The following is a 23,997-nucleotide window of genomic DNA, read 5'->3' as shown; positions in this document are numbered from 1 at the left end:
TTGGACCCTTCGCATTCGCTCAGGGATTTTTTCGGGAAAATGTCCCCCGGACATTTTCTGATTCCGAAAAAATGGTGGAGCCTAGCGGGATCGAACCGCTGACCTCCTGCATGCCATGCAGGCGCTCTCCCAGCTGAGCTAAGGCCCCATTTCCATCGCTAAAGCGCCGTTTGGGTCCGGCGCTTCGGAGGCGCTGCCATTAGGTCGCAGCGCCATCCTTGGCAAGAACAAAATGACTTAATTATCGTCCGCGTCGTCGTCGCTCGCGGCTTCGACGCCCAGGTCGTCATCGCCGCCCAGATCGACGTCATTGTCCGGCGAATCGCCGTCATCATCGACATCGATGTCGAGGTCCAGATCGTCATCAGCCGTTTCCAGCTCGCCGTCTGCGGTCTCGATCACCTTCTTGGGCGCTTCCTCATAGGGGAGCGGCTGCTTCGACTTCAGCACCGGTTCCGGTTCCCAGGCGGCGTTGCAGTTGATGCAGACGACCGGGTTGTCATTGCCCAGGTCATAGAAGCGCGTGGCGCATTTCGGGCAGGTCCGCTTCGTGCCCCATTCAGCCTTCACCATGTCCGGCCTAATCCTTTTTTGATGCTCAAATAACAACTACGCGGCGCAACGGTGAAGTTGCCCGCGAAACGTCGCGCGCCTTGCCATAGAGGGACGGCGCTGTCAAAAGCCGGGCGCATTTTTTCGCCCCCGACATGATCGGAACGCTTCAGTGACTGCCTCTTCCCCATCGCCGACCCCCATGACTTTCGCCGCCGCCCCTGCCCTGTCGGGCAGCGTGACCGTGCCGGGGGACAAGAGCATTTCCCACCGGTCGCTGATGCTGTCGGCGCTGGCGGTGGGGGAAAGCCGGGTCGAAGGGCTGCTGGAGGGCGAGGATGTGCTGGCCACGGCGGCCGCAATGCGGGCGATGGGTGCGGACATAGAGCGCGACGCGGACGGCATCTGGCATATCCATGGCGTGGGCGTGGGCGGATTGCTCCAGCCGGAGCAGGCGCTGGAAATGGGCAATAGCGGCACGTCGACGCGGCTTTTGATGGGGTTGCTGGCGAGTCATGACCTGACCGCGACTTTCATTGGCGACGCTTCCTTGAGCAAGCGACCGATGGCACGGGTGACCGAACCGCTGGCGCGGATGGGGGCGAGTTTCACGACCAGTCCGGGCGATCGGCTGCCGCTGACGATGCGCGGTGCCTGCCCCGCTGTGCCGCTGGATTACCGGCTGCCGGTCGCGTCGGCGCAGGTGAAATCCGCGATATTGCTGGCGGGGCTGAACACGCCGGGCATCACCCGCGTTGTCGAGCCGATCCCGACACGCGACCATAGCGAGCGGATGCTGCGTGGATTCGGCGCAGAGCTGAATGTCGAAGTAGAAGCCGACGGGACGCGCATCATAACGCTGGTCGGCGAGGCGGAGTTGAAGCCGCAGCAGATCGTCGTGCCGGGCGATCCGTCCTCGGCGGCATTCCCGATGGTCGCGGCGCTGCTGGTGCCGGGGTCGCAGGTGACGATCGCCAATGTCGGGCTGAATGCGACGCGGGCGGGATTGATCGATCTGCTCCGCGAGATGGGCGGCTCGATTGAGGTGATTAACCCGCGTGAGGTTGGCGGCGAGCCGGTCGGCGATCTGGTCGTCACCGCGTCGGCGCTGAACGGCGTGGAGCCGGACCCGGCGCGCGCGCCCAGCATGATCGACGAATATCCGGTTGCCTTCATCGCCGCCGCGCTGGCGCAGGGGCGCAGCGTGTTTCGCGGGCTGGAGGAGTTGCGGGTCAAGGAATCGGACCGGATCGCAACCATGGCGGCGGGGCTGCGCGCGATCGGCGTGACCGTCGAGGAACTGGAGGATGGCATCATCATCGAGGGCAATGGCGGCGCATTGCTGGCAGGCGGCGGGCCGATCGCGACCAAGCTGGACCATCGGATCGCGATGAGCTTTGCCGTGGCGGGGCTGGTGTCGCGCGATGGGGTGACGATCGACGATATGGCACCGGTGGCCACGAGTTTCCCCACCTTCGTGCCGCTGCTGCGGACGCTGGGGGCGGTGGCGTGACGCTGGACTGGGCCAATATCGTCGGATTGCTGGGCAGCGGGCTGATGGTGGTCGCTTATGCCTATAGTAATATCGCCAGGGAAATGAACTTCCTCTGGTTCAACCTGCTCAATCTGGTCGGGTCGCTGCTGCTGATCGCGTCGCTCACCATCCATTTCAACCTGGCGTCGATGGCGTTGGAGATTGTGTGGGCTGCGATCGCCGTGATCGGCCTCGCCAACACGATACGCAAAGGCAAGGCCCGATGATCATAGCTGTCGATGGTCCCGCAGCGTCGGGCAAGGGGACGATCGCCAAGGCATTGGCGCGCCATTATGGCCTGCCCTGCCTTGATACCGGGCTGCTCTATCGCGCGGTCGGCCTGTCAGTGCTGAAACGTGGTGGCGACCCGGATATCAAGGCCGATGCACTGGCCGCGTGCGATTTTGGCGACGAGATATTGGCCGATCCGGCGCTGCGCAGCGAAGCGGTGGGCAGCCTCGCCTCCCGCGTGTCGGTGCATCAGGCGGTGCGCGATGCGCTGATCGCGCGGCAGCGGGATTTTGCGACCCAGCCGGGCGGCGCGATATTGGATGGGCGGGACATCGGCACGGTGATCGCGCCCGATGCCGACGCCAAGATCTTCGTCACCGCCAGCGTCCATGTGCGGGCCGAGCGTCGCTACAAGGATGGCGTGGCGCAGGGCGGGCATCCCGATATGGACAGCCTGATCGCCGACATTCAGGCGCGCGATACGCGTGACATGAGCCGCGACCATGCGCCGCTGAAAATCGCCGATGGTGCGGACTTGCTAGATACGAGCGATTTGACTATAGACGCGGCCGTCCAGCGGGCGATTGCGCTTGTGGACGCCCAGCTTGAAGGTCGCTCAAAAGGCTGACCCGTCAAGGCGCGCGGTTTTGCCACGCGCCCTTTTCGCTTTTCACGGCCGCGCGTTCCCAAGCCCCTAACCGGCTGGATACGCGTCGGATATTCGGTCCTGCGCGTGTTTTGGCCAAAGACCATCGGATACAACCGGTTGGCCAGCAATGATGTATGAAGGACTGACCATGGCCTCTACGGCATTCCCCACGCGCGACGATTTCGCCGCGCTTCTCAATGATTCCCTCGGTGGCGAGGACGGCGGCTTTGAAGGCCGCGTCGTCAAGGGCACCGTTACCGCCATCGAAAACGACCTGGCCGTCATCGACGTAGGTCTGAAGTCCGAAGGCCGCGTGCCGCTGCGCGAATTCGCGATGCCGGGCCAGAAGGCCGACATCAAGGTCGGCGATGAAGTCGAAGTCTATGTCGATCGCGTCGAAAACGCCCATGGCGAAGCGATGCTGTCGCGTGACCGCGCCCGCCGCGAAGCCGCATGGGACAAGCTGGAAGCCGAGTTCACCGAGAGCGCGCGCGTCGAAGGCGTCATCTTCGGTCGCGTCAAGGGCGGCTTCACCGTCGACCTGGACGGCGCCGTGGCCTTCCTGCCCGGTTCGCAGGTGGATATCCGCCCCGTGCGCGACGTCACCCCGCTGATGGACATTCCGCAGCCCTTCCAGATCCTGAAGATGGATCGTCGCCGCGGCAACATCGTCGTGTCGCGTCGCGCCATCCTGGAAGAAACCCGCGCCGAACAGCGCAGCGGCCTCATCCAGACGCTGGCCGAAGGTCAGATCATCGAAGGCGTCGTCAAGAACATCACCGACTATGGTGCGTTCGTTGACCTGGGCGGCATTGATGGCCTGCTGCACGTCACCGACCTCAGCTACAAGCGCATCAACCACCCCAATGAGATGATCAACATCGGCGACACTGTTCGCGTGCAGATCATCCGCATCAACCGCGACACGCAGCGCATCTCGCTCGGCATGAAGCAGCTGGAAAGCGATCCTTGGGAAGGCGCATCCGCCAAGTACCCGATCGGCGCCAAGCTGTCGGGCCGCGTCACGAACATCACCGAATATGGTGCGTTCGTCGAGCTGGAAGCGGGCATCGAAGGTCTGGTTCACGTTTCGGAAATGTCCTGGACCAAGAAGAACGTTCACCCCGGCAAGATCGTTTCGACCAGCCAGGAAGTCGAAGTTCTGGTCCTCGAAGTCGATCCCGAAAAGCGCCGCATCAGCCTGGGCCTCAAGCAGGCGCAGTCGAACCCCTGGGACAGCTTTGCCGAACGTCACCCGATCGGTTCTACCGTCGAGGGCGAAGTCAAGAATGCGACCGAGTTCGGCCTGTTCATCGGCCTGGACGGCGACGTCGACGGCATGGTCCACATGTCCGACATCGCATGGGGCATTTCGGGCGAGGACGCGCTGGCGCTGCATCGCAAGGGCGAGGCCGTGCAGGCAGTCGTTCTGGACATCGACGTCGAGAAGGAACGCATCAGCCTTGGCATGAAGCAGCTTGAGCGTGGCGGTCCGGCTGCGGGCGGCACCACCGCTGCTGCCGCTGGCCTGAACAAGAACGCGATCGTCACCGTGACCGTCCTTGAAGTCCGCGACGGCGGCCTGGAAGTCCAGGCCGGCGAAGATGGCGCCACCGGCTTCATCAAGCGCAGCGACCTGGGCCGTGACCGTGACGAACAGCGTTCGGAACGCTTCCAGATCGGCCAGAAGTTCGACGCGATGATCACCGGTTTTGACCGTGCGAAGAAGCCGACCTTCTCGATCAAGGCGATGCAGATCGCCGAAGAGAAGCAGGCCGTGGCGCAGTACGGCTCGTCCGACAGCGGCGCGTCGCTGGGCGACATTCTGGGCGAAGCGCTGAAAGCCAAGACCGAAGGCTAAGCCTTTTCCGCCTTGCAGCGAACAAAAAGCCCGCCGGAACCCAGGTTCCGGCGGGCTTTTGCATATGTTTCTGGAAACGAAACGAACTTCTTGTTCCATCATTGTCAACGCCTTGCCGAATCTCTATGCAAGACAGGGGCACAGCAGAGGGGCGCTGGAGAACCAATGATCCGTTCGGAATTGATCCAGAAACTGGCCGACGAAAATCCGGGGTTGAACCTTGCGGAGGTGGAGAAGATCGTTGATCTTTTTTTCCGCGAGATTGTCGACCGGCTGGCATCGGGCGGTCGTGTCGAACTGCGCGGCTTTGGCGCTTTCACCACCCGCGCGCGCGACGCCCGCACCGGGCGCAATCCCCGCACCGGGGAGCAGGTGCCGGTATCGGCCAAGCGCGTCCCCTATTTCAAGCCGGGCAAGGAAATGCGCGAACGGTTGAACGTCAAGGGCGAAAGCTGATTACAGCCGCTTGACCTGATCCGCGCCAGCCGTCAGGGAAGCGGCACGCGGACGTGGCGAAATCGGTAGACGCAGCGGACTTAAAATCCGCCTTCCCCTGGAATTGCGGGTTCAAGTCCCGCCGTCCGCACCAATATGCCGTTGCTCCTACGGCATTTCGTAAGTGACGCAGGCTGCGACTATCTGCAATTTTGATATTCCCGCTCTCTCCGTTAAGCGGTATTGTTGGATATTAGGATACCGTTTTGAGCGACTAGAAGCGGCGCACCGGAGAAGTTATATGGAAGTTAAAGAAGCGATTGCGATCGCCAAATCATACATAACGGACATTTTCGGCCCTGAAGGCGCTTTCAATGTCGGTCTAGAAGAAGTCCAATTTGACGGAGACAGCTTATGGTCGGTCACAATCGGCTTTTCTCGTCCATGGGATAGGCCTGCCGTGCAAAACGCCCTTTTGCCACAACAAGAAAAACGAACCTATAAGATCGTTGAGATAAATGACAATAGCGAGCGGGTCGTTGGCGTCAAAAATAGAATGATAGATAGCATTCGCACCGCACTGTGAAGCAAGCACTGATAGATACTAACTTGTTATGCCTGCTGGTAGTTGGCAGCGTTGCAAAGGGTCTGATTAAAAATCATAAGCGTCTAAAAATATTTACAGAAAATGATTTTGATCACTTGATTGCAATACTTTCGCTTTTTCCTAATATCGTGACCACGCCCCACGTACTGACAGAGACCTCAAATCTTTTGAGGCATTCTCCCGAACCCTTACGATCGCAGGTTAGCTTCGCATTGAGCCAATTTGTTGAGAAGGTCGAAGAGAGAGAATTCCCCGCTATCAGCGTGATTAAGCATCCAATGTACCACAAACTCGGCATAACCGATTGCGTCCTCATGGTTGCGTCGCAATCTGATGCCGTAATAATTAGTGATGACTTGGATCTATGCTTGGCAGCCCACGCCGCTGGATCGCTCGTGATCAACTACAATTATTTCCGAGACGGTGCCATTTCATTGTCGGATATCAAAAACCAATTTTAGCCCATGAGGCCATGGGGCAGCTAAGTGTAGCCATACGCCCGCTTGGTTATTCTAGCACAAGTTCAGACAGTAGTTAGACCTTACGAACGCTGAAGGGGGCACTCTACAGCGGATTGCGACAAGACGCTTTTCTACCAAAAGACTGGATATTCCGCCCGCTTGCCGCGATGATGCGGGTATGGCCGGTGCGATTGATCCCAATAGTTTTAGCGACTCCCTCGTCATCCTCGGCGCAGCGGGGTTGGTTATTCCCGGTTTTGCGCGTTTTCGGATCAGTCCGGTGATCGGGTTCATCCTGGTCGGGCTGGCGGTTGGGCCAGCCGGGCTGGGTTCGCTGGTCGGGCAATATCCCTGGCTCTATCATGTCACCATTTCCAACCGCGCCGCGATCGAGCCATTTGCCGAGTTGGGCGTCATATTATTGCTGTTTTCCATCGGGCTGGAACTGAGCTTCAAGCGGCTGTGGACGATGCGCAATCAGGTGTTCGGGGTTGGTGCGGCGGAGCTGCTGGGCAGCGGGGCGCTGATCGCGCTGGGGCTGTATGTGCTGGGGCAGCCGACGGCGGGGGCAGTCGGGCTGGGGCTGGCGCTGGCGCTCTCCTCCACCGCCGTGGTGCTGCCGATGGTCGGGACGCAGAGCGCGGTCGGCAAGGCGGCTTTTTCCATGCTGTTGTTTGAGGATCTGGCGCTGGTGCCGATCATCTTCATGCTGGGTGCGCTGGCGCCATCGGTCGCGGCCAGTCCCGACGGGGCGTGGGGCGAGATGATGAACACGCTGATGCGCGGGGGCATTACCATCGCGATCATGCTGGTGCTAGGCCGCGTGTTCCTGCCGCATATTTTCAGTCAGGCGGCGCGGACCAAAAGCCCGGAGGTGTTTCTGGCGGCCAGCCTGCTGGTCGTCATCGTCTCCAGCCTGGCGACGTCGATTGCGGGCCTGTCCCCGATCGTCGGCGCGCTGCTGGCGGGGCTGATGATCGCCGAGACCGACTATCATGGCGAGGTCGAGGTGATGACCGCGCCGTTCAAGGGGCTGGCGCTGGGCGTGTTCCTGATAACGGTCGGCATGAGCCTGGACATTCGCGTCATCCTTGCCAACTGGCCCAGCCTGCTGCTGGCGGTGATGGGCGTGGTGCTGGCCAAGACGCTGGTGACCGCGGCGCTGCTCTATTTTTCCGGGGCGCGCAAGGGCGTGGCGCTGGAGGTGGGCGTGCTGATGTCCAGCCCGTCGGAGACGACGCTGATCGTGCTGTCGACGGCGGCGGCGGCGCAGCTGATCCTGCCATCCACCGCTGCCTTCTGGCAGATCGTCACTGCCATCGGCCTGACCATCACGCCGCTGCTGGCGCGGATCGGCCATGATATCGCCCGGCGACTGGAAATGGCGTTAGGCGAGGAATTGCCGGAAGCGAGCGAAGAGCATGTCGAGGCGGCGGCGGTCGTGATCGGCTTTGGCCGGGTCGGGCGGATGGTGTGCGACCTTCTGAAAACCCACAAGCAACGCTTCATCGTCGTCGAATCAGACCCGGATGTCGTCGCCGAGGCGCGGCGGGCGGGTTACCCGATCCTGTTTGGCGACGTGGCGCGGGTGGAGATGCTCGACAAGCTGCGGCTGGGCCATGCCCGTGCGCTCATTCTGACGATGGATGACCCGGTGCTGTCAGTGCGGCTGACCAGACGGGTGCGTGGCTGGGTGCCCGACCTGCCGATCATCGCCCGTGCGCGCGATACCGATCATGCCGCGCAACTCTACAAGGCTGGCGCAAGCGACGCGGTGCCGGAGACGTTGGAAAGCTCGCTGCAACTGGCCGAGACGGCGCTGGTCGATCTGGGCGTGGCGATGGGACCAGTGATCGCGTCGATCCACCAGATGCGCGAGGATCTGCGGGTGGATATCAAGGATGCGGCACAGATGGCGACCGCGCCGAAATTACGGCGGTTGCGGCCGGATGAGGTGGGGTGAGTTAGCGCCAAGCTCCGTTCGTTTCGAGCGAAGTCGAGAAACATGGCGCGCAGGTTTCTCGACTTCGCTCGAAACGAACGGATCGTAGGGAGATTTTTCGCTTAAGCCAGCAACGCCTCGACCAGCGCCTTGACCTTTTTCTGGCGCCATTGCGGTAGCGGGGCGATGAGCCAGTAGGAGAGCAGCGACGGGACGGGATCGCCCACCTGGCGGATGCGTCCGGCGGTCAGGTCTGCCTGCGCCAACAGCAGCGGCACGCTGGCGCGGCCAAAGCCGGTGGCGGCGGCTTCGATGGCGAGGCCGCCATCGGCGACGCGGATGCTGGCGGGCTGATCGTCCGACGGGCATCCGGGCCAGGCGATGCGCTGGTCGGGGCCGCCATTGGCCGCTTCCACTGTGACGAACAGCGATTCGCCAAGCTTCACGCCCTCATGGTCGCCGACCCGATCGGAGAGGCGCAGGGCAAGGTCGAGATTGGCTTCGGTGAAATCGAGCATGTCGTCGGCCGCGACCAGTGAGAAGGTGAGGCCGGGCTGACTGGCGGCATAGGCGGCGAGGCGCGGCTGGAGCCATTTGGCGGTGATGTCGCGCGGCGCGGCGATGGTCAGCGCGCTGCTGGACTGGCCCGCCTGCATCGCGCGGACGGCTTCTTCAAATTCCAGAAAGCCAGCGCGCAGGGCGTCCAGGCCACCTTCGGTTTCCGGGGTCAGTTCCAGCCCCTTGGGCGTGCGGCGGAACAGAACGACGCCCAGCAGATCCTCCAGCGCGCGAATCTGTTGGCCCACGGCAGCGGGAGTGACCGCCAGTTCGTCGGCAGCGCGGGTGAAGGACAGGTGCCGGGCCGCCGCGTCCAGCACGCGCAGGCCGTTGAGCGGCAAATGGGTGCGCTTCATTCGGCAACCGCCGGGGCAATGAGCGCGAAATGGGGAATCGCGACTTCGAAGGTTTCGCCGCCGACGCCGATCATCTGATAGCTGCCGGTCATCGAGCCGGTCGGGGTATTGAGCGGGCAGCCCGACACATAGTCATAGCTTTTACCCGGCTGCACCACCGGCTGTTCGCCCACCACGCCGTCACCATCGACCCGGTGCTGGACGCCGCGGCCGTCGGTGATGATCCAGTGGCGGGTCAGCAACTGCACCGGCAGATCGCCCTGATTTTCGATGCGGATGTGATAGGCCCAGAACCAGCGGCCCCGGTCCGGCTCCGACTGTTCGGGCAGGAAGGAGACGGCGACATGGACAATCACGTCGCGCGTCGTCGCGTGGAAGGGGAAGAGCGCGTTCATGGTGCTGAGATGCGCTTGGCCGAGGCCTCCCGTCAACGCCCTATTGATGTAAGCGCGCGATCGAGATCAGCGATCACATCGTCGGCATCTTCCAGTCCCACGTTCAGGCGCAGCATATCCTCGGTAATGCCGACCTCCAGCCGCGCCGCTTCGGCCATGCCGAAATGGGTGGTGGAGGCAGGATGGGTCATGAGCGAACGCGAGTCGCCGATATTATTGCTGATATCGACCAGTTCGAGACCGTTGAGCAGTCCGTGCGCCTCGGCCCGGCCACCGCCGACATAGAGCGAGAAGATCGGCCCGGCCATCTCCATCTGGCTCATCGCCAGCGCGTGCTGGGGATGGCTTGGAAGGCCGGGATACAGCACCTTGGCGACGCGACCTTCCAGGAAGGCGGCTACCTTGAGCGCATTCTCGCTCTGGCGGCGGATGCGCAGGTCGAGCGTCTCCAGCCCTTTCAACACCACCCAGGCGTTGAACGGGCTGAGCGTCGGGCCGGTGTTGCGGTGGAAGGGCAGCAGGACATTGTCGATCCAGTCGCGCGTGCCGCAGATCGCACCCGCCAGCACCCGGCCCTGCCCGTCCATCATCTTGGTCGCGCTATAGGCAACGACGTCCGCGCCAAACTCCATCGGCCGCTGGAGCGCAGGCGAGGCGAAGGCATTGTCCACGACACTGGTGATGCCATGCGCCTTGGCGATGGCGCAGACGGCGCGCAGATCCACCACGTCCATGGTCGGATTGGCGGGGGTTTCGAAGAAAAACACCTTGGTATTGGGCTGGATCGCGGCTTCCCATGCGGCGGTGTCGCGCGCGTCGATCGTGGTGGTTTCGATCCCGAATTTTGGCAGCAGCGTGTCGGTCAGCCAGCGGCAGGAGCCGAACGCCGCCTTTGCCGCGACGACATGATCGCCCGCCGACAATTGACACAGCAGGGCAGCAGTCATCGCCGCCATGCCGGTGGCAGTGGCGCGGCAGGCTTCGGCGCCTTCAAGCAGAGCGATACGCTGTTCCAGCATCTCCACGGTCGGGTTCTGGAGGCGCGAATAGGTCATGCCCTGCTGTTCACCGGCGAAGCGCGCGGCGGCATCCTCCGCCCGGTCATAGCTGTAACCGCTGGTCAGGAAGAGCGCTTCGGAGGTTTCGCCCCATTCGCTGCGCGCGGTGCCGCCCCGGATCGCCAGCGTGGCTGGCTTCCAGTTCTTGGTGATATCCGGGTTCTGACCGCTTTTCCGCTTCATATCGCTTTCCGCATGTCTTGCCGCACCACCGGGGTAGCGCCGCCCAATATTTCCGCCATCTGGCGCATGTCGCCATTACCGCCCGACAGGATAACTGCAACCTTCTTGCCCCGCATCGCGTCCTTTTCCTGTAGCGCGGCGGCCAGTGCAACGGCCCCTGCCCCTTCGGCCAGATTATGGGTGTCCTGCCAATAATGGCGGATCGCGGCGGCGACTTCATCGTCGGTAACGGCGACGAAACGGTCGGCGCGGGGACCGAAATAGTCGAGCGCTGCCTGCACCGGGGTGCAAACGGCGACGCCATCGGCAAAAGTGTAGGCGGTGGGGCTGGCGAGCAACCGGCCCGCCTCGAACGAGCGTTTGGCGGCATCGACATGGGCGGAGACGACGCCGACGACCTTGGTGGTGAGGCCCAGCGCATCGCGCGCGGCGATGGTGCCGCACAGGCCTGAGCCGCAGCCGACGGGGACATAGACGGTATCGAGATCCGGTACGGCGTCGAACAGTTCCAGGCCATAGCTGGCGACACCCCGGACCAGCTCGTCATGATAGGCCGGGACCATGAACAGCCCTTGTTCGGCGGACAGGCGGAGCGCTTCGGCCTTGGCGCTGTCGAAATCATGGCCATGTTCGATAAGGGTTGCACCGAAAGCCCGCATCGCCGCGTTCTTTTCCAGCGCATTGCCATGGGGGACGACGATGGTGGCGTTCAGGCCCGCAGCCGTCGCGGCGCGGACCTGCGCCTGACCATGATTGCCGCGTGTCGCGGTGATGATGCCAGTCACATGCGGATGGGTGCGACGCAGCCAGTCGATATAGGTGATCGCCCCGCGCACCTTGAACGCGCCCGTGGGGGTGTGATTCTCATGCTTCACCCACAGGTCACACCCGGCGCGCGCAGCCAGCAGCGGCCAGGCATATTGCGGGGTCGGCGGCACCTGCGCATGAACCATAGTCGCGGCGGAACGGAGCGAGGCGAGGGAGAAGTCGGTCATCCCGGCGCTCTAACTGCCGCGCCGGGACCAGGACAGAACCTTTGCCGACGAATTGGCCTTCAATCAGGCCGCCCGACGCGGTTGCGCATCCATCAGCGGATGCAGGTTCCGTTCTTCCCACGCCATCCGTTCGGCCAGTTCGCCTTGCAGGGCGAGGACGGCCTCAAGATAGCCGCTCCAGTCCTGCGCGATCAGGGTGGGCGTCCAATATTTGATATGATCGCTATAGCGCAGGAACAGGGCGCGGATCGCCCGGCCATGTTCGCGCAACAGCGGATCGGCCTGCGCCGCCAGATGGCCATCGCGGAGGTCGAGCGCACGGGCATCCTCCCGCCCCCATATGTTCACGGAACAATTGGGAGAAAGCTATGCGCTTGCGCGCTATATCCGGCAGTGCTTCGATGCCGCTGGTTCGCATGACATGCGCGAATTCGCGCATCATCACCCGCAAGGCTTCATGATCCTGCTTCAATGTTATCGACATAGGTGCGTCCCCGTTTTCTACCTAGAACGACGGGGCAGCAAAATCTTAAGAGATGCGGCGGGCGGTCAGAAGACCGCCAGCACTGCATCGCCCATGTCCACCGTGGTCATGGTGCCGCCCAGGTCAGCGCTGCGTGCGCCGTTGGCCAGAGCCTTTGCTACCGCCTTCTCGATCCGGTCAGCCTGTTCGGGCATCCCCAACGAATAGCGCAGCATCATCGCGGCGGACAGGATCGTCGCCAGCGGATTGGCCTTGCCAGTGCCGGCAATGTCGGGGGCGGAGCCGTGGATCGGCTCGTACAGCCCCTGCCCGCTGCCATTGAGGGTAGCAGACGCCAGCATCCCGATGGAGCCGACGCACATGCTGGCCTGATCCGAGAGGATGTCGCCGAACAGGTTGCCGGTGACGATGACGTCGAACTGGCCGGGGTTGCGGACCAGCTGCATCGCGGCATTGTCCACATACATATGGCTGAGCGCCACGTCGGGATAGTCCGCCGATACCTCGATCACCACATCGCGCCACAGCTGGCTGGTTTCCAGCACATTGGCCTTGTCCACCGAGCAGAGCTTGCCGCGACGGGCGCGGGACGCCTGAAAGCCGCTATGGGCGATGCGGCGCACTTCGGCTTCGTTATAGGACATGACGTCATAGCCTTCGCGCAGGCCGTCGGCGGTAATGCGGAAGCCCTTTTCCCCGAAATAGACGTCACCATTGGTTTCGCGCACGATCAGCAGGTCGATGGCACCGGCGACTTCGGGTTTGAGCGCGGACTCACCGGCCAGTTCGGGAAACACTTTGGCCGGACGCAGGTTGGAGAAGAGGCCCAGTTCCTTGCGCAGGCCAAGGATTGCCTGTTCGGGGCGCAAATGGCGTTCGAGCGCGTCGCAATCGGGATCACCCACGGCGCCGAACAGAATAGCGTCAGCACGCTTGGCCAGTTCCAGCGTTTCGGGCGGGAGCGGATGGCCGACCGCCTTATAGGCCGCGCCGCCAACCAGACCCTGTTCATATGTCAGGCCATCGATCGCCAGCGCATCCAGCACGCGCTTGGCCTGATCGACGATTTCGGGACCGATGCCGTCTCCGGGAAACAGGGCGATCAACATGGCGAGACTCCTTATATTGCGTGGCTGCCCCTTATGGAGACAGGAGGTTTCACGCAACCGCCCTTTTGAGTCGATCGACCAGCCTTTCGCGGGCGGCCAGCACGTCGGCACGCCAGTCGGTGAGGATGGAGCGTTCGAGGAAGAAGCCGGTGAGGCGCAGTCCGTCCAGTATCTGGCTCCATTCGCCCGTGCCGCCCTCCAGCAGGAAGGGCGGGAGCGGCAGGAGCAGGCTTTCGTAACCGACCGCCCCTGCCCGGCTGACCGCCGCCGCGCTGCGCGGACTGACATAGGCGAGGTCGTCGGCATCACCCAGCGCGGCGCAGCGGCTGAGGTCGAGGCCAAAGCCCAGTTCGGCGAGCAGCAGCAGTTCGTAGCGGACCAGCGCCACCGCCCAGCCACGCGCGGCAGGGGCCGCCTCCACCGCACCCAGCACGCCGTCGAGCGCGCTGTGGAGCGCGGGATAGGGCGTCCCTTCGGGCAGCGCGACGGCGGTCAGCGCGCAGGCCCAGTCGATCGCGGCGGCGGGCAAGGGTTCGGCATGGAGCGGCGCGCGGCTGTGTGCCAGTTCGACGGTCAGGCCGGCCAGCTGATCCTCCGTCCGCGCTCGAAAGGTCGCGGCGACGGCGTTGCCGGGGAGCAGTACTGGGCGCATCGCGCGGGATCGCCCGCCCCGCACATAGCCCGCGATCAGACCATGATCGGGTGTCAACAGCCGCGCAATCGCGCCATGTTCGCCATGGGGGCGCAGGGAGCAGACGATGGCGGGGGTGGCGAGGATGGACATGGCCTATCCTAGCCCGCCATCACCCATGAAAATAGTCATAGACCTGCTGCGCTACCGCCGTCGACACGCCCGGCGCACGGGCCAGATCCTCCAGCGCAGCGTCGCGGACGGCGCGGGCTGTGCCGAAGTGCATGAGCAGGGCTTTCTTGCGCGCGGGGCCGATGCCGGGGACTTCATCCAGCGACGATACGGTGATCGCCTTGCTGCGTTTCGCGCGGTGGGCGCCGATGGCAAACCGATGCGCTTCGTCGCGCAGGCGCTGGAGGTAGAAGAGCACCGGGTGGTTGACCGGCAGCATGAGTTCGCGGCCGTCCATCAGGTGAAACACTTCCCGCCCGTCGCGGCCATGATGCGGGCCTTTGGCGACGCCGATCATCGTGACATCCTCTATGCCCATTTCCTCCAGCATGGCGCGGGCCGCCGATAGCTGGCCCTTGCCGCCGTCGATCAGGACCAGATCGGGCCATTCGCCGCTGTCGCGGTCGGGATCTTCGCGCTGGGCGCGGCCGAAGCGGCGTTCGAACATGTCGCGCATCATCGCGAAATCATCGTTGGAGATTTCGGGATTTTTCATGTTGAACTTGCGATAGGCGTTTTTGCGGAAGCCTTCGGGTCCGGCAACGACCATCGCGCCAAGCGCGTGGGCGCCCTGAATATGGCTGTTGTCGTAGATTTCGATGCGGTCGGGAACGCCATCCAGCCCGAACGTCTCGACCAGCTCGTCGAGTATCTTGCCCTGGCTGGTGGTTTCGGCGAGGCGGCGGTCGAGCGCCTCCACCGCGTTGCGTTGCGCCTGTTTGATCAGGCGGGTGCGGTCGCCGCGCTGGGGGACTTCGATGCGGACCTTGCTGCCGATCCGTTCGGTCAGCGCCTGCGCCATCAATTCGCATTCGGCGGGCGCGCGGTCGGTCAGGACCAGCTTGGGCGGCGGCACTTCCTCGTAAAATTGCGCCATGAAGCTGGCCAGCACTTCATCCTCGGCCACCTCCGCAGTGTGGACCGGGAAGAAGCTGCGATGCCCCCAATTCTGGCCGCCGCGAATGAAGAAGGCCTGGATGCACATCGCCCCGCCCTTTTGCGCCAGCGCGAAAATATCGGCGTCGCCAAGGCCTTCGGCGTTGATCGCCTGCGACCCTTGAATGAAGGTCAGGGCTTTCAGGCGATCGCGGATGACCGCGGCCTGCTCGAAATCCATCGCGTCGGACGCCGCCTGCATTGCGGTGCCTAGCTTCTGCTGCACCTTGGTAGATTTGCCGCCGAGGAAATCCTGCGCGTCGCGGACCAGTTCGGCATAACCGTCCGGGCCGATGCGATCGACGCAGGGGGCCGAGCAGCGCTTGATTTGATAGAGGAGGCAGGGGCGCGATCGGTTGGCAAAGAAGCTGTCGGTGCAGGAGCGGAGCAGGAAGAGTTTTTGCAGCGCATTGATGGTGCGGGTGACCGAGCCTGCGCTGGCGAAGGGGCCATAATAGCGGCCCTTCGCCTTGCGCGCGCCACGATGTTTCTGGACGCGGGGGAAGGCATGATCCTCCCGCAACAGGATGAAGGGGAAGCTTTTATCGTCGCGCAGCAGGACGTTGTACGGCGGGCGGTAGCGCTTGATCAGTTGCGCCTCCAGCAACAGGGCTTCCGCCTCGCTGTTGGTGGTGACGATGGTCATGCTGCGGGTCTGGGCGACCATGCGTTGCAGGCGGCGGGGGAGCCGGTCGACCTGGGTATAATTAGCGACGCGGTTCTTGAGCGCCCGCGCCTTCCCCACATAGAGGACATCGCCGCGCGCGTCGTGCATCCGGTACACGCCGGGGCGGGTCGGCAGCGTGCGCAGCGTGGTGCGGATCGCCTCTATCCCGACGTCGAGGTCGGGCGTGCCGGACCCGCGGACCGTGTAGCTGGCCTTGTCCTCATTGAAACGGTCGGGGGATTGGGGTTGCGACATGGGGGATGAGATAGCGTGCCGGGCGGGGATCGCAATGGGGGCGGTGGGGTAAGGGCTACAGAGAAGCCTCCCTCCTTCCGGCAGTGTTATTGTGCATATGAAACGCCCCCCCGCCCTTCATCGTCATGCTGAACTTGTTTAGCTGCGCTGGCCTTCGGCTCAGCATCCATTTCTCGTCACGCGCGGCGGCGGCGTTTGGGGCACGATGGATCCTGAAACAAGTTCAGGATGACGTTGTAGAAATAACGAAAAGTCATATGCAATTCCCCTCCCCTTGCAGGGGGGATTTCCGTGCCAACGAAAAAGGGCGGGATTGCGCCCGGCCCTTTTGCGTTTTGTCTCGCGTGGTTCGATCAGACGACCGGGCCGAGACCCTTGATGGCGCTATCGACCAGGGCTTTGTCGGCGCTGGCGTTATGGCCCTCTGCGATCAGGCTGGCGGCAGCGCTGGTCGCGGCGTTGACGGCGCGGGCGCGGATGGCGGTGATGGCGGCGCGTTCGGCGGCGGCGATCTTGTCCTCGGCCATTTTCTGGCGGCGGACGACCAGGTCGGCGGCGGCGGTGCGGGCGTCCTCCAGCAGGGTTTCAGCCTCATGCTCGGCGGACTTGCGCATCGCTTCGGCTTCGCCAGTGGCGGCGGCGAGTTTCGCCTCATATTCCGCCTTGAGCGCGTCAGCTTCTGCGCGAAGCTTGGAGGCTTCGGCCAGCTGGGCCTTGATCTGTGCGATCCGTCCGTCGAGAACGCCGCCGATCAGCGCCGGAACCTTCTTGAACAAGAGGATGGCGATGAAGGCTGCCATGGCCAGGCTGACCCAGGCGGTAGCGTCCATGCCGACCGCTTTGGGGTCAGTATGGGGGGCGACGCCTTCATGCGCGACGGTGCCGACCGGCTCCATCCCTTCGGCATGGATCGCCTGGTCGAGGGTCGGGGGCGTTTCGCCCTGATGCTGTGCTGCTGCCTCAGCCATGGGCCAGTGCCGCCTTTACTGCGTTACGGGCTGCATCGTCCGACGCTTGCACGCCAGCGATACGGGCCACCATGTCGCGTGCCGCATCGGCAGCGACGGTTTCAATTTCTGCCAGAGCGGCGTCGCTTGCGGCCTTGATCCGGGCTTCGGCGGCCGCGATTTTGGCGGCGACTTCGGCATCGGCGGCAGCGAGCTTGGTTTCGGATGCCTTGGCGGCCTGCGCCTTGGCCTGAACCAGCGTCGCCTGGGCGGCGGCACGGCTTTGCGCGTCACGGACGCGATAGTCGGCTTCCGCTTCGTCGGCGCGGGCGAAGGCGGCCTTGGCCGCGTCCAGATCACCACTGATCTTCGCGTCGCGCGCGTCCGCCGTACCCTGAACCTTGGGCACCATGCCGAGGCCGATGACGAAGAACACGAAGCCGAAGGTCAACAGCAACCAGAAAATCTGGCTGGAGTAGGTTTCGGCAATTTGCGCGATTTGAGGCATATCTATCCGTCCGATCAGGGCGCGGTCAATTTAAGGGGATGCGGGCGGGACGGCACGATACCGCCCTGCCCGCGTCCGAACCGTGTCAGGCCACGAACACCAGGATCATGGCGATAACGAACGCCAGCAGACCCAGAAGTTCCGCCGCGGCGAAACCGATGAACAGACGGCCCTGCTGGCCATCAGCGGCACCCGGATTGCGCAGTGCGCCTTCGAGGAATGCGCTGAACACGTTGCCCACACCGAGGGCGGCGATGCCCGCACCGATGGCGGCCAGGCCAGCACCGAGCAGCTTTGCGGCTTCTGCGTCCATGTCGTAAACTCCTTCGTTAGAATAATGTAATTGTTGACGAAATCAGATGAAACTCAGTGCAGGTTCTCGGCATCGTTGAGATAGACCGAGGTCAGCAGCGCGAACACATAGGCCTGGATCACGGCGACCAGCATTTCCAGCGCGCTGATGCCGATCATCAGGATGAAGCTGGCGGTGCCGACGGTCAGGCCCAGGGCTGGCGACGCATTGGCGCTGTTGATGACGAAGCCCGCAAGCACCTTCAGCAGCACGTGGCCAGCGGTCATCGCGACGAACAGTCGCAGGCCAAGGCTGAACGGACGCACCATGAAGGAGACGAGTTCAATAAGGAAGAGCGGCCCTACCATCAACGCAGGCGTGCCGTGCGGAATGAAGAGCGAGAAGAAATGGAAGCCATGTTTGGCAAAGCCGACGATCAGGACGATCGAGAAGCTCATGATCGCCAGCACGCCGGTGGCGGTAAAATGACTGGTAAAGGTGAAGGGGTGAAGCCCGACCAGACCCAGCGGCAGCAGACCAAGCAGGTTGGCCAGCAGGATGAACATGAAGAGCGAGAATACGTAGGGGATATATTTGCGCCCCTTGTCACCGATATTCGCGATCAGCAGGTTCTTGATGAAGCCGGTCATATATTCGACCGCCATCTGCCAGCGACCGGGGACCAGTTCGCGCTTCATGCCGCCGATCACGAAGATCCACAGCACCACAGCAGCCAGCACCATGTAGAGGGCGCTGTTGGTGAAGGCGATGTTGAAGCCGCCGAGCGACAGATGATCCGTACCGAACAGGGGTTCGATCGCAAATTGATGCATCGGATCGATTTTGCCGGATTCTGCCACGCTGGACCCCTGTTACGTCTAAACCGTCGGACTAAGAATAAAGCGTCCCTTATTCCGGGGGACGCTTCGTCGTCGTCAATCTGATGATGTTCCTGAACGCCGCCACGATGCCAAGACCGAGGAAAACGAGCAGGAGCCATGGGGATGTGCCAAACAGCCGGTCGAGAACCCAGCCGATCAACGCACCGCCGACAAGACCGCCGATCAGTTCCGCAAGAACCCGGTTGCCGAGGCGAGACCCATCGTCCGCCTGCTGCTCCACAGCCCCCTGCCTGACCTTTTCGACGGCTTCAGCACGCGCAATTCGCTCTTCCAGAGACGTGATGCGCGCGTCCTCCCCCGCCGGGTCCTGTCCGGGTCCATCCGCAACCATGATCATCCTCCATCGGGGTTTGACCCCATATGGCAGGCGGCATGGCGCTTGCGGCTGCACCCGTCAAGGCGCGGCCCGTTTAGAAAGGCGATTGCGGATAGTCAACCATGGTTGGGCAGAGATTACCTCACCCGGACGAAGGAATGAGAAAAGTCCGCCAGAGCGGGATTTTCAGCCCGCGGTTGCGCAGTAAGAGGGCAGCGCGATCGCGCCTGCGCCCTTGGTCTGCCATGCGCCAGCGCCGATGCGATAGGCCTGGCCAGTCTTGACCCGGCTGCTGAGTGTCTGGCAGCCGGTGGCGGCGGCGACATCCTGCACCGTGACGCCGCGCTGGCTGGCCAACTGGGTATAGGCGGCGCGGCGCTTGATATTGATCGATTCGACTTCGGCGCGGACATCGGCCCCCACCGTCCCGGCGATGCCGAGATAGCCGTCGGCCTGTTCGCCCACGGTCCCCGCCGCCATCGCGCTGGCGACGGCACCAGTTTGGGCGCGGGCGGGCGCGGTCATCGCAAATCCGGTCGCCAGCGCAACAGCGGCACCGGCGGCGATCAGGAGAATCTTGCGTGTCATTGCGGGAACAACTCCGGGTTATTCTGGATGAGGTCCTGTGCGTCACGTTGCAGGCGCACGACGACCTCCTGCTGTACCTTCACATTCAGGTTGATTTCGATCGGCTTGTCAGGCGCCTTGACCTGAATACAGCCCCCTAGGGCCAGACCGGCGAAACCCGCCATCATGATTGCTTGCTTCTTCATTTGCGCTCCCCGTTTGGCATGTTGTCGCTTTCCGCAGGCTGAACCGCAAGGCTTTCGTTCAATTTGCTCTTCATGTTCGCCTGCATCTGGTCGCCGATACTGTTCTGGATCAGTTGCGACGGGTCGATGAAGGACTGGGCGGTGCCGAGCAGTCCCCGGAAAGGCGCGGAAATGCGGACGTTGAACAGGAAAGGCAGGCCGGTGAAGTTGCGCGCCAGCCCCGCCGGTGCGCCGCCCAACTGGCCACGATTGACGCCGTTGAACACGACATTGGTCACCATCTCGCCGTCCAGCGCGCCATCCATCAGGATTGTCAGACATTTATATTGCAGATTTTTGAGTGCGTCGAAGGCCAGCCGCCCCATCGTGCCAAGCTGTTCGTTCGATACCGGACCGACATAGGACAGCACGCCCGACTGAAGCGAAGGATCGCAGGGAATGGTCGGCAGCACGCCTTCGGGCATCAGCAGCGGGGGCATACCCTGTTGTCGGGCGACCAGAACCCCGCCCGCAATCCGCCCGCCCTGCGCGTTGAAGATGAGCGGCATCAGCCCGTCAAACGTGCCGGTGGCCGAAATATTGTCCAGCTCCATCGCCTGGATGAAAGCGCCCGCATCCAGGCCGATGACGCGGAAGGTCAGATAGCGATCGACATCGGCGCTGAAATCCATGGTGGTGGGGAGCAGGACCAGCTGCCCGCCGGAGAAGGGCCAGCCGCCGCCTTCGATTCGCACCTTCTGTCCGGCTTCCAGTCGATAGCGGATCGTGCCGTCGCGGACTTCGACGCCCGGATTGACCGAGGCGATCTTGACCGACTGACCGGGTGCAGTGACCATGTTGATAAGGTCGGTGAAGCGGATTTCGCCCGACAGGCCCTGGACCGGGCCGAAGGCGGCGGCAAGATTGGCATTGTCGGTGCGGAAGGTGCCGGTGGAGGTGACGGTCGATCCGGTCCAGTCGATCCGTCCTTCTCCGGTCACGGTCGCCGCGACATTGGCGACGACGCCGAGCGCCAGCGGGGTGACTTCGTCGGGCTGGAGCGTCGGGCCAAAGGCGAGGCCGGGGACGGTCAGGTCGGCATGGCCCTTCCCGCTGCCAAGTTCATGCGCAATCACGGTGCGGGCGACGGTTGCGCCATTGCGCGGCGCAGTCAGCGTGCCGGTAGCGGCGATGCGGCCATTTTTGAGGGTCAGGGCAAAATCAGGGACGGTGAGCGGGTTGAAGCGGACGGGCGACTGCGAATCGCGCACTGTCATGGCGGCGCGGACATCGAGCGCGCTATTGGCAAAGCTCCAGGTGCCGTTGCCCTGTTCGGCGATCAGCGGGATGGTGCCGATCTGGCCCCCTGCCCCGCTGACTTTGCCATTCATGCCGCGCGCGGTCATTGCGCCGTCGAGGCTGGCGGCGGTCAGCCGGACGGGGGCGTCGTTCGGGCCGATGCTGAGCGCGGGATTGGCGAGCGCGAAACCGGTCTGGCCGAGCGCGATGCGGGCATGATCGGCGGTCAGGCGCAGCGGGCTGTCGCCGCTGGTGCCGGTGAGCGCGAGATTGCGAATGTCCGCGCCGCCGCTGATGCCCTTTGGCCCCACGGCGAACAGCGCGCCGCCGCCCAGCGGGCAGAGCGTCTGGCGGGTCTGCCCAATGGCGAAGGCACCATAGCGCGCTTCGAGCAGCGACAGGGGGACGCAGCGGCGGTTGATCGCCAGCGCGCCACTGGCGGCAAGCTGGCCGTCGATCGGCAGGCTAAGGCCACGAAGGCGTCCGTCGGGCAGCGGGCCATCGAGGCGGAGCGCGGTCGAGAAGCGGGTGGTGCCGTCGGGCTGGGCGAGGAAGCGGACGCGGTCGATGGCGAGGCGCGCGTCGCCAGCGGCATAGGGATTGACGAACAATTCGCCGCCAAAGCCTCCGCCGGGGCGACGCGCGAGGCGGAGCGCGGCATCGGGCAGGCCGCCGCCCTCTGTGCGCAGAGCGCCTTCGAGCGCCCAGTCGAGTGCTGATCCGGCGCGGCCGGGCCAACCGAGCGTGATGCGGCCATCGGGGGCTAGGCCCGCCTGCGCGCCGCTGCGCGCGGTCAGGCGACTGTCGGTGAGGACGAGGCTGCCTGTTGCGCCGCGCTGGACAAGGGCGAAACGGGTGCGGATCTGGTTGCTGTCGCCTGCACGGCGCACCGCGTCGGCGAGGCGGGCGGCGAGTGGCTCTACCGGCGTGCCGACGGTCGAGGCGCGCAGGGTGGCCAGCGGATCGCGGTCGGAGACGCGGAGCTGGCGACCGGAGAGTTCGCCTTGCAACGCGGTTTCGCCGCCTTTAACCGACCATGTGCCGGTGAGGGCGGCCTGTTCGAGCATCGCCCCCTGCCCCGCCAGCGCCTTTGCGCCGATGCGGGCGCGGCCGCTGGTGGCGGATGCCGTGCCGTCGAAATCGACGCGACCGTTGGGTGCGGCGAGAACGATGCCGCTGGCCTTGAGCGCCTCGCCCGCCAGATCGACATGGCCGCTCCAGCGGTCGAAGGCTGCGCCGAGGGTCAGGTCGAGCGTGGCGACCGGGCGGGCGATGGCGGCGCTATCGCGGCAGGCCAGTGCGGCGGCGCGGACCGGGCCGGTGACGTGCGGGCGCCCCTGATCCATGGCGAGGGCGAGCGAAGCGCTCCCGTCGGTCAGGCCGCAACTGGCGAAGGCGGCGCGGGGCATGACGGCAGCGAGTTTGCCGCGAAAGCCGGAGCGCAGATTGCCCTCCCCGTCGATCCGCATCCCCAATTGCCCGGCGTCGGTATCGAGCCGCAGCCGCGCGTCGGCAAGCGAGAGGAGAATGTCGGGCAGGCTGAAGGGCGCGGTCGAATCGGGATCGCGGAATTTGTCGAGTTCGCCCAGGCGCAGCACGCCGTTATGATAGGAGCCACGCATCCGCACGCCGCCTGCGCGGACCGCGGCGACCTGCGGCGTCAGCCCGGCAAAGGCGATGTCGACCTCCACCCAGTCGGCGGTCAGATCAGGATTGGCGGGATCGCCCAGCAGGATATGTTCGATCCGCTGGGTGCGCAGACCGACATCCACCAGATCATAATTGGCCTGCACCCCGCGCCGGTTGAGTTCGCGGCTGACGAAATTTTCCGCGATCGGCGCGCGCTGCGTCCAGAGCACGACCAGCACCAGCGCAAGCGACCCCGTGCCGACACCCAGCCAGCGCAGCCACCCCCGGCGAACCTGCTCTTCGCCGTCCTGTTCTTCCATGCCTATGGCCAACCCCGGCTTTCAAGTAACGCTGATGGTCCGTAACGGGACCATAACGTCTGTGCCCGCTTAAATATCCTTGCCCCGCGATTCCGCAACTTATAGCGTCCATGGCCGGTAGCGAGGGATGCGGGTTTGGCGGAGCAGGACGCAAAAGTCACGCATGATGGCGCAGGGCATCGCGCGCGGTTGCGGCAGAAACTGGCGGAGAGCGGCGGGGATGCGTTGCATGATCATGAGCTGATCGAATATCTGCTGGCGCTGGCCATTCCCCGGCGCGACACCAAGCCGCTGGCCAAGGCACTGCTGCGCGAATTTGGCGGGATTGGCGGGCTGATGAGCGCCGACTGGCAGGCGATTGCGCGGGTGCCGGGCATGGGCGACACCAGCATCGCGGCGATCAAGATCGTGCAGGCGACGATGCTGCGGACGCTGCGCAACGAAGTGGCCGCGCGGCCGGTGCTGGCGAGTTGGCAGGCGCTGCTCGACTATCTGCGCGCGGACATGGCTTTTCTGGGCGTGGAACGGGTGCGGGTGCTGCATCTCAACGCGCGCAACATGCTGATCCGCGACGAAAATATGGGCGACGGGTCGATCGACCAGGCCGCCATCTATGTGCGCGAGGTTATTCGCCGGGCGATCGACCTGGGGTCAGCGGCGATCATATTGGTCCATAACCACCCCAGCGGATCACCCGAACCCAGCCGCCAGGACATAGATGTGACGCGGCAGATCATCGAGGCAGGCAAGCGGCTGAACATCGCGGTGCATGACCATATCATTGTGGGCGCGAACGGGCATAGCAGTATGCGGGCGATGGGGTTGTTGTGAGGGGAGTTACAAACGCGACCGCCTCCTTCCGTTCGCCCTGAGCTTGTCGAAGGGCCGCATTTCTTGAAAAG

26 protein-coding genes and 2 tRNA genes are annotated in these 23,997 nt (G+C 63.8%); 10 read left to right on the top strand and 18 right to left on the bottom strand.

All coding sequences use genetic code 11. The features are described 5' to 3' along the window. Positions 1–72: 72 nt before the first annotated feature. Both Q0D44_RS02055 and Q0D44_RS02050 read right to left on the bottom strand, forming a co-directional pair. Positions 73–148 (bottom strand) — tRNA-Ala (locus tag Q0D44_RS02055). An 89-nt stretch (positions 149–237) separates the two neighbouring features. Continuing rightward, complete coding sequence (locus Q0D44_RS02050) at positions 238–573, bottom strand: TIGR02300 family protein (RefSeq protein WP_119748216.1); 336 nt, start codon at positions 571–573, stop codon at positions 238–240. 181 nt (positions 574–754) lie between these two features. On the opposite strand from Q0D44_RS02050, the gene aroA reads away from it, so the two are divergent. The 9 genes from aroA to Q0D44_RS02005 all read left to right on the top strand — a co-directional run bounded on the left by aroA (position 755) and on the right by Q0D44_RS02005 (position 8,293). Beyond that, positions 755–2,065, top strand: a complete 1,311-nt coding sequence (aroA, locus tag Q0D44_RS02045; RefSeq protein WP_294131642.1) for a 3-phosphoshikimate 1-carboxyvinyltransferase — start codon at positions 755–757, stop codon at positions 2,063–2,065. Further along, positions 2,062–2,313, top strand: a complete 252-nt coding sequence (locus Q0D44_RS02040; protein WP_294131640.1) for a hypothetical protein — start codon at positions 2,062–2,064, stop codon at positions 2,311–2,313. Before aroA ends, Q0D44_RS02040 begins: the two co-directional genes overlap by 4 nt. Continuing rightward, positions 2,310–2,945, top strand: a complete 636-nt coding sequence (gene cmk / locus Q0D44_RS02035; protein ID WP_294131639.1) for a (d)CMP kinase — start codon at positions 2,310–2,312, stop codon at positions 2,943–2,945. Before Q0D44_RS02040 ends, cmk begins: the two co-directional genes overlap by 4 nt. 169 nt (positions 2,946–3,114) lie before the next feature. Next, positions 3,115–4,827 carry a 30S ribosomal protein S1 gene (rpsA, locus tag Q0D44_RS02030; RefSeq protein WP_119748291.1) on the top strand — a complete coding sequence of 571 codons (1,713 nt, stop codon included), beginning with the start codon at positions 3,115–3,117 and terminating at the stop codon, positions 4,825–4,827. A 165-nt stretch (positions 4,828–4,992) separates the two neighbouring features. Then, positions 4,993–5,283 (top strand): integration host factor subunit beta, encoded by a 291-nt coding sequence (locus tag Q0D44_RS02025; protein WP_006961926.1) that lies wholly within the window; start codon positions 4,993–4,995, stop codon positions 5,281–5,283. A gap of 47 nt (positions 5,284–5,330) precedes the next feature. Beyond that, positions 5,331–5,416: transfer RNA gene (locus tag Q0D44_RS02020), tRNA-Leu, on the top strand. Between the two features lie 147 nt (positions 5,417–5,563). Next, positions 5,564–5,848: a hypothetical protein gene (locus Q0D44_RS02015; protein WP_294131632.1), complete on the top strand. Its 285-nt coding sequence runs from the start codon at positions 5,564–5,566 to the stop codon at positions 5,846–5,848. Then, entirely contained in the window at positions 5,845–6,330 is a 486-nt protein-coding gene (locus tag Q0D44_RS02010; protein WP_294131631.1) for a PIN domain-containing protein, read from the top strand. Before Q0D44_RS02015 ends, Q0D44_RS02010 begins: the two co-directional genes overlap by 4 nt. Before the next feature lie 178 nt (positions 6,331–6,508). Beyond that, a complete protein-coding gene (locus tag Q0D44_RS02005) occupies positions 6,509–8,293 on the top strand; it encodes a cation:proton antiporter (RefSeq protein WP_294131629.1) in 1,785 nt (594 codons plus the stop codon). A 101-nt stretch (positions 8,294–8,394) separates the two neighbouring features. Here the strand turns inward: Q0D44_RS02005 and Q0D44_RS02000 are convergent, their stop codons facing one another. The 16 genes from Q0D44_RS02000 to Q0D44_RS01925 form a co-directional block, all read right to left on the bottom strand. Beyond that, positions 8,395–9,186 carry a LysR family transcriptional regulator gene (locus tag Q0D44_RS02000; RefSeq protein WP_294131627.1) on the bottom strand — a complete coding sequence of 264 codons (792 nt, stop codon included), beginning with the start codon at positions 9,184–9,186 and terminating at the stop codon, positions 8,395–8,397. Beyond that, positions 9,183–9,581: a Co2+/Mg2+ efflux protein ApaG gene (gene apaG, locus Q0D44_RS01995; protein ID WP_119748228.1), complete on the bottom strand. Its 399-nt coding sequence runs from the start codon at positions 9,579–9,581 to the stop codon at positions 9,183–9,185. The genes Q0D44_RS02000 and apaG overlap by 4 nt, the downstream gene beginning before the upstream one ends. A 32-nt stretch (positions 9,582–9,613) precedes the next feature. After that, positions 9,614–10,822, bottom strand: a complete 1,209-nt coding sequence (gene metZ / locus Q0D44_RS01990) for an O-succinylhomoserine sulfhydrylase (RefSeq protein WP_294131624.1) — start codon at positions 10,820–10,822, stop codon at positions 9,614–9,616. Next, positions 10,819–11,817, bottom strand: a complete 999-nt coding sequence (locus tag Q0D44_RS01985; RefSeq protein WP_294131622.1) for a threonine dehydratase — start codon at positions 11,815–11,817, stop codon at positions 10,819–10,821. The genes metZ and Q0D44_RS01985 overlap by 4 nt, the downstream gene beginning before the upstream one ends. 63 nt (positions 11,818–11,880) lie before the next feature. Then, positions 11,881–12,165, bottom strand: coding sequence for a hypothetical protein (locus Q0D44_RS01980; RefSeq protein ID WP_294131621.1), 285 nt, complete (start codon positions 12,163–12,165; stop codon positions 11,881–11,883). Between the two features lie 201 nt (positions 12,166–12,366). Then, on the bottom strand, positions 12,367–13,410 hold the full coding sequence (gene leuB / locus Q0D44_RS01975; protein WP_294131616.1) for a 3-isopropylmalate dehydrogenase: 1,044 nt from the start codon (positions 13,408–13,410) through the stop codon (positions 12,367–12,369). A gap of 49 nt (positions 13,411–13,459) precedes the next feature. Then, the gene (recO, locus tag Q0D44_RS01970; RefSeq protein ID WP_294131614.1) at positions 13,460–14,194 is read right to left on the bottom strand and encodes a DNA repair protein RecO; all 735 of its coding nucleotides are present in this window, start codon (positions 14,192–14,194) and stop codon (positions 13,460–13,462) included. Between the two features lie 19 nt (positions 14,195–14,213). Beyond that, a complete protein-coding gene (gene uvrC, locus Q0D44_RS01965; protein ID WP_294131613.1) occupies positions 14,214–16,130 on the bottom strand; it encodes an excinuclease ABC subunit UvrC in 1,917 nt (638 codons plus the stop codon). Positions 16,131–16,483: 353 nt separating this feature from the next. Beyond that, positions 16,484–17,098 (bottom strand): F0F1 ATP synthase subunit B, encoded by a 615-nt coding sequence (locus tag Q0D44_RS01960; protein ID WP_294131611.1) that lies wholly within the window; start codon positions 17,096–17,098, stop codon positions 16,484–16,486. Further along, entirely contained in the window at positions 17,091–17,585 is a 495-nt protein-coding gene (locus tag Q0D44_RS01955; RefSeq protein ID WP_119748243.1) for an ATPase, read from the bottom strand. The genes Q0D44_RS01960 and Q0D44_RS01955 overlap by 8 nt, the downstream gene beginning before the upstream one ends. 85 nt (positions 17,586–17,670) lie before the next feature. After that, the gene (locus Q0D44_RS01950) at positions 17,671–17,898 is read right to left on the bottom strand and encodes a F0F1 ATP synthase subunit C (protein WP_006961951.1); all 228 of its coding nucleotides are present in this window, start codon (positions 17,896–17,898) and stop codon (positions 17,671–17,673) included. A 53-nt stretch (positions 17,899–17,951) separates the two neighbouring features. Further along, positions 17,952–18,737 (bottom strand): F0F1 ATP synthase subunit A, encoded by a 786-nt coding sequence (locus tag Q0D44_RS01945; protein WP_294131588.1) that lies wholly within the window; start codon positions 18,735–18,737, stop codon positions 17,952–17,954. A gap of 49 nt (positions 18,738–18,786) precedes the next feature. Next, the gene (locus Q0D44_RS01940; protein ID WP_294131586.1) at positions 18,787–19,110 is read right to left on the bottom strand and encodes an AtpZ/AtpI family protein; all 324 of its coding nucleotides are present in this window, start codon (positions 19,108–19,110) and stop codon (positions 18,787–18,789) included. Between the two features lie 171 nt (positions 19,111–19,281). Continuing rightward, positions 19,282–19,683 carry a YdbL family protein gene (locus tag Q0D44_RS01935; protein ID WP_119748246.1) on the bottom strand — a complete coding sequence of 134 codons (402 nt, stop codon included), beginning with the start codon at positions 19,681–19,683 and terminating at the stop codon, positions 19,282–19,284. Further along, a complete protein-coding gene (locus Q0D44_RS01930) occupies positions 19,680–19,868 on the bottom strand; it encodes a YnbE family lipoprotein (RefSeq protein WP_017182713.1) in 189 nt (62 codons plus the stop codon). Before Q0D44_RS01930 ends, Q0D44_RS01935 begins: the two co-directional genes overlap by 4 nt. Further along, on the bottom strand, positions 19,865–23,095 hold the full coding sequence (locus Q0D44_RS01925) for a YdbH domain-containing protein (protein ID WP_294131544.1): 3,231 nt from the start codon (positions 23,093–23,095) through the stop codon (positions 19,865–19,867). The genes Q0D44_RS01930 and Q0D44_RS01925 overlap by 4 nt, the downstream gene beginning before the upstream one ends. Before the next feature lie 135 nt (positions 23,096–23,230). On the opposite strand from Q0D44_RS01925, the gene radC reads away from it, so the two are divergent. Next, positions 23,231–23,926 carry a DNA repair protein RadC gene (radC, locus tag Q0D44_RS01920; protein ID WP_294131542.1) on the top strand — a complete coding sequence of 232 codons (696 nt, stop codon included), beginning with the start codon at positions 23,231–23,233 and terminating at the stop codon, positions 23,924–23,926. The last annotated feature ends 71 nt before the right edge of the window (positions 23,927–23,997 follow it).

Source organism: Sphingobium sp., from assembly GCA_023266575.1.
Taxonomy (GTDB): domain Bacteria; phylum Pseudomonadota; class Alphaproteobacteria; order Sphingomonadales; family Sphingomonadaceae; genus Sphingobium.
The sequence above is the reverse complement of the archived record's forward strand: the minus strand, read 5'-3'. Positions and strand labels throughout refer to the sequence as shown.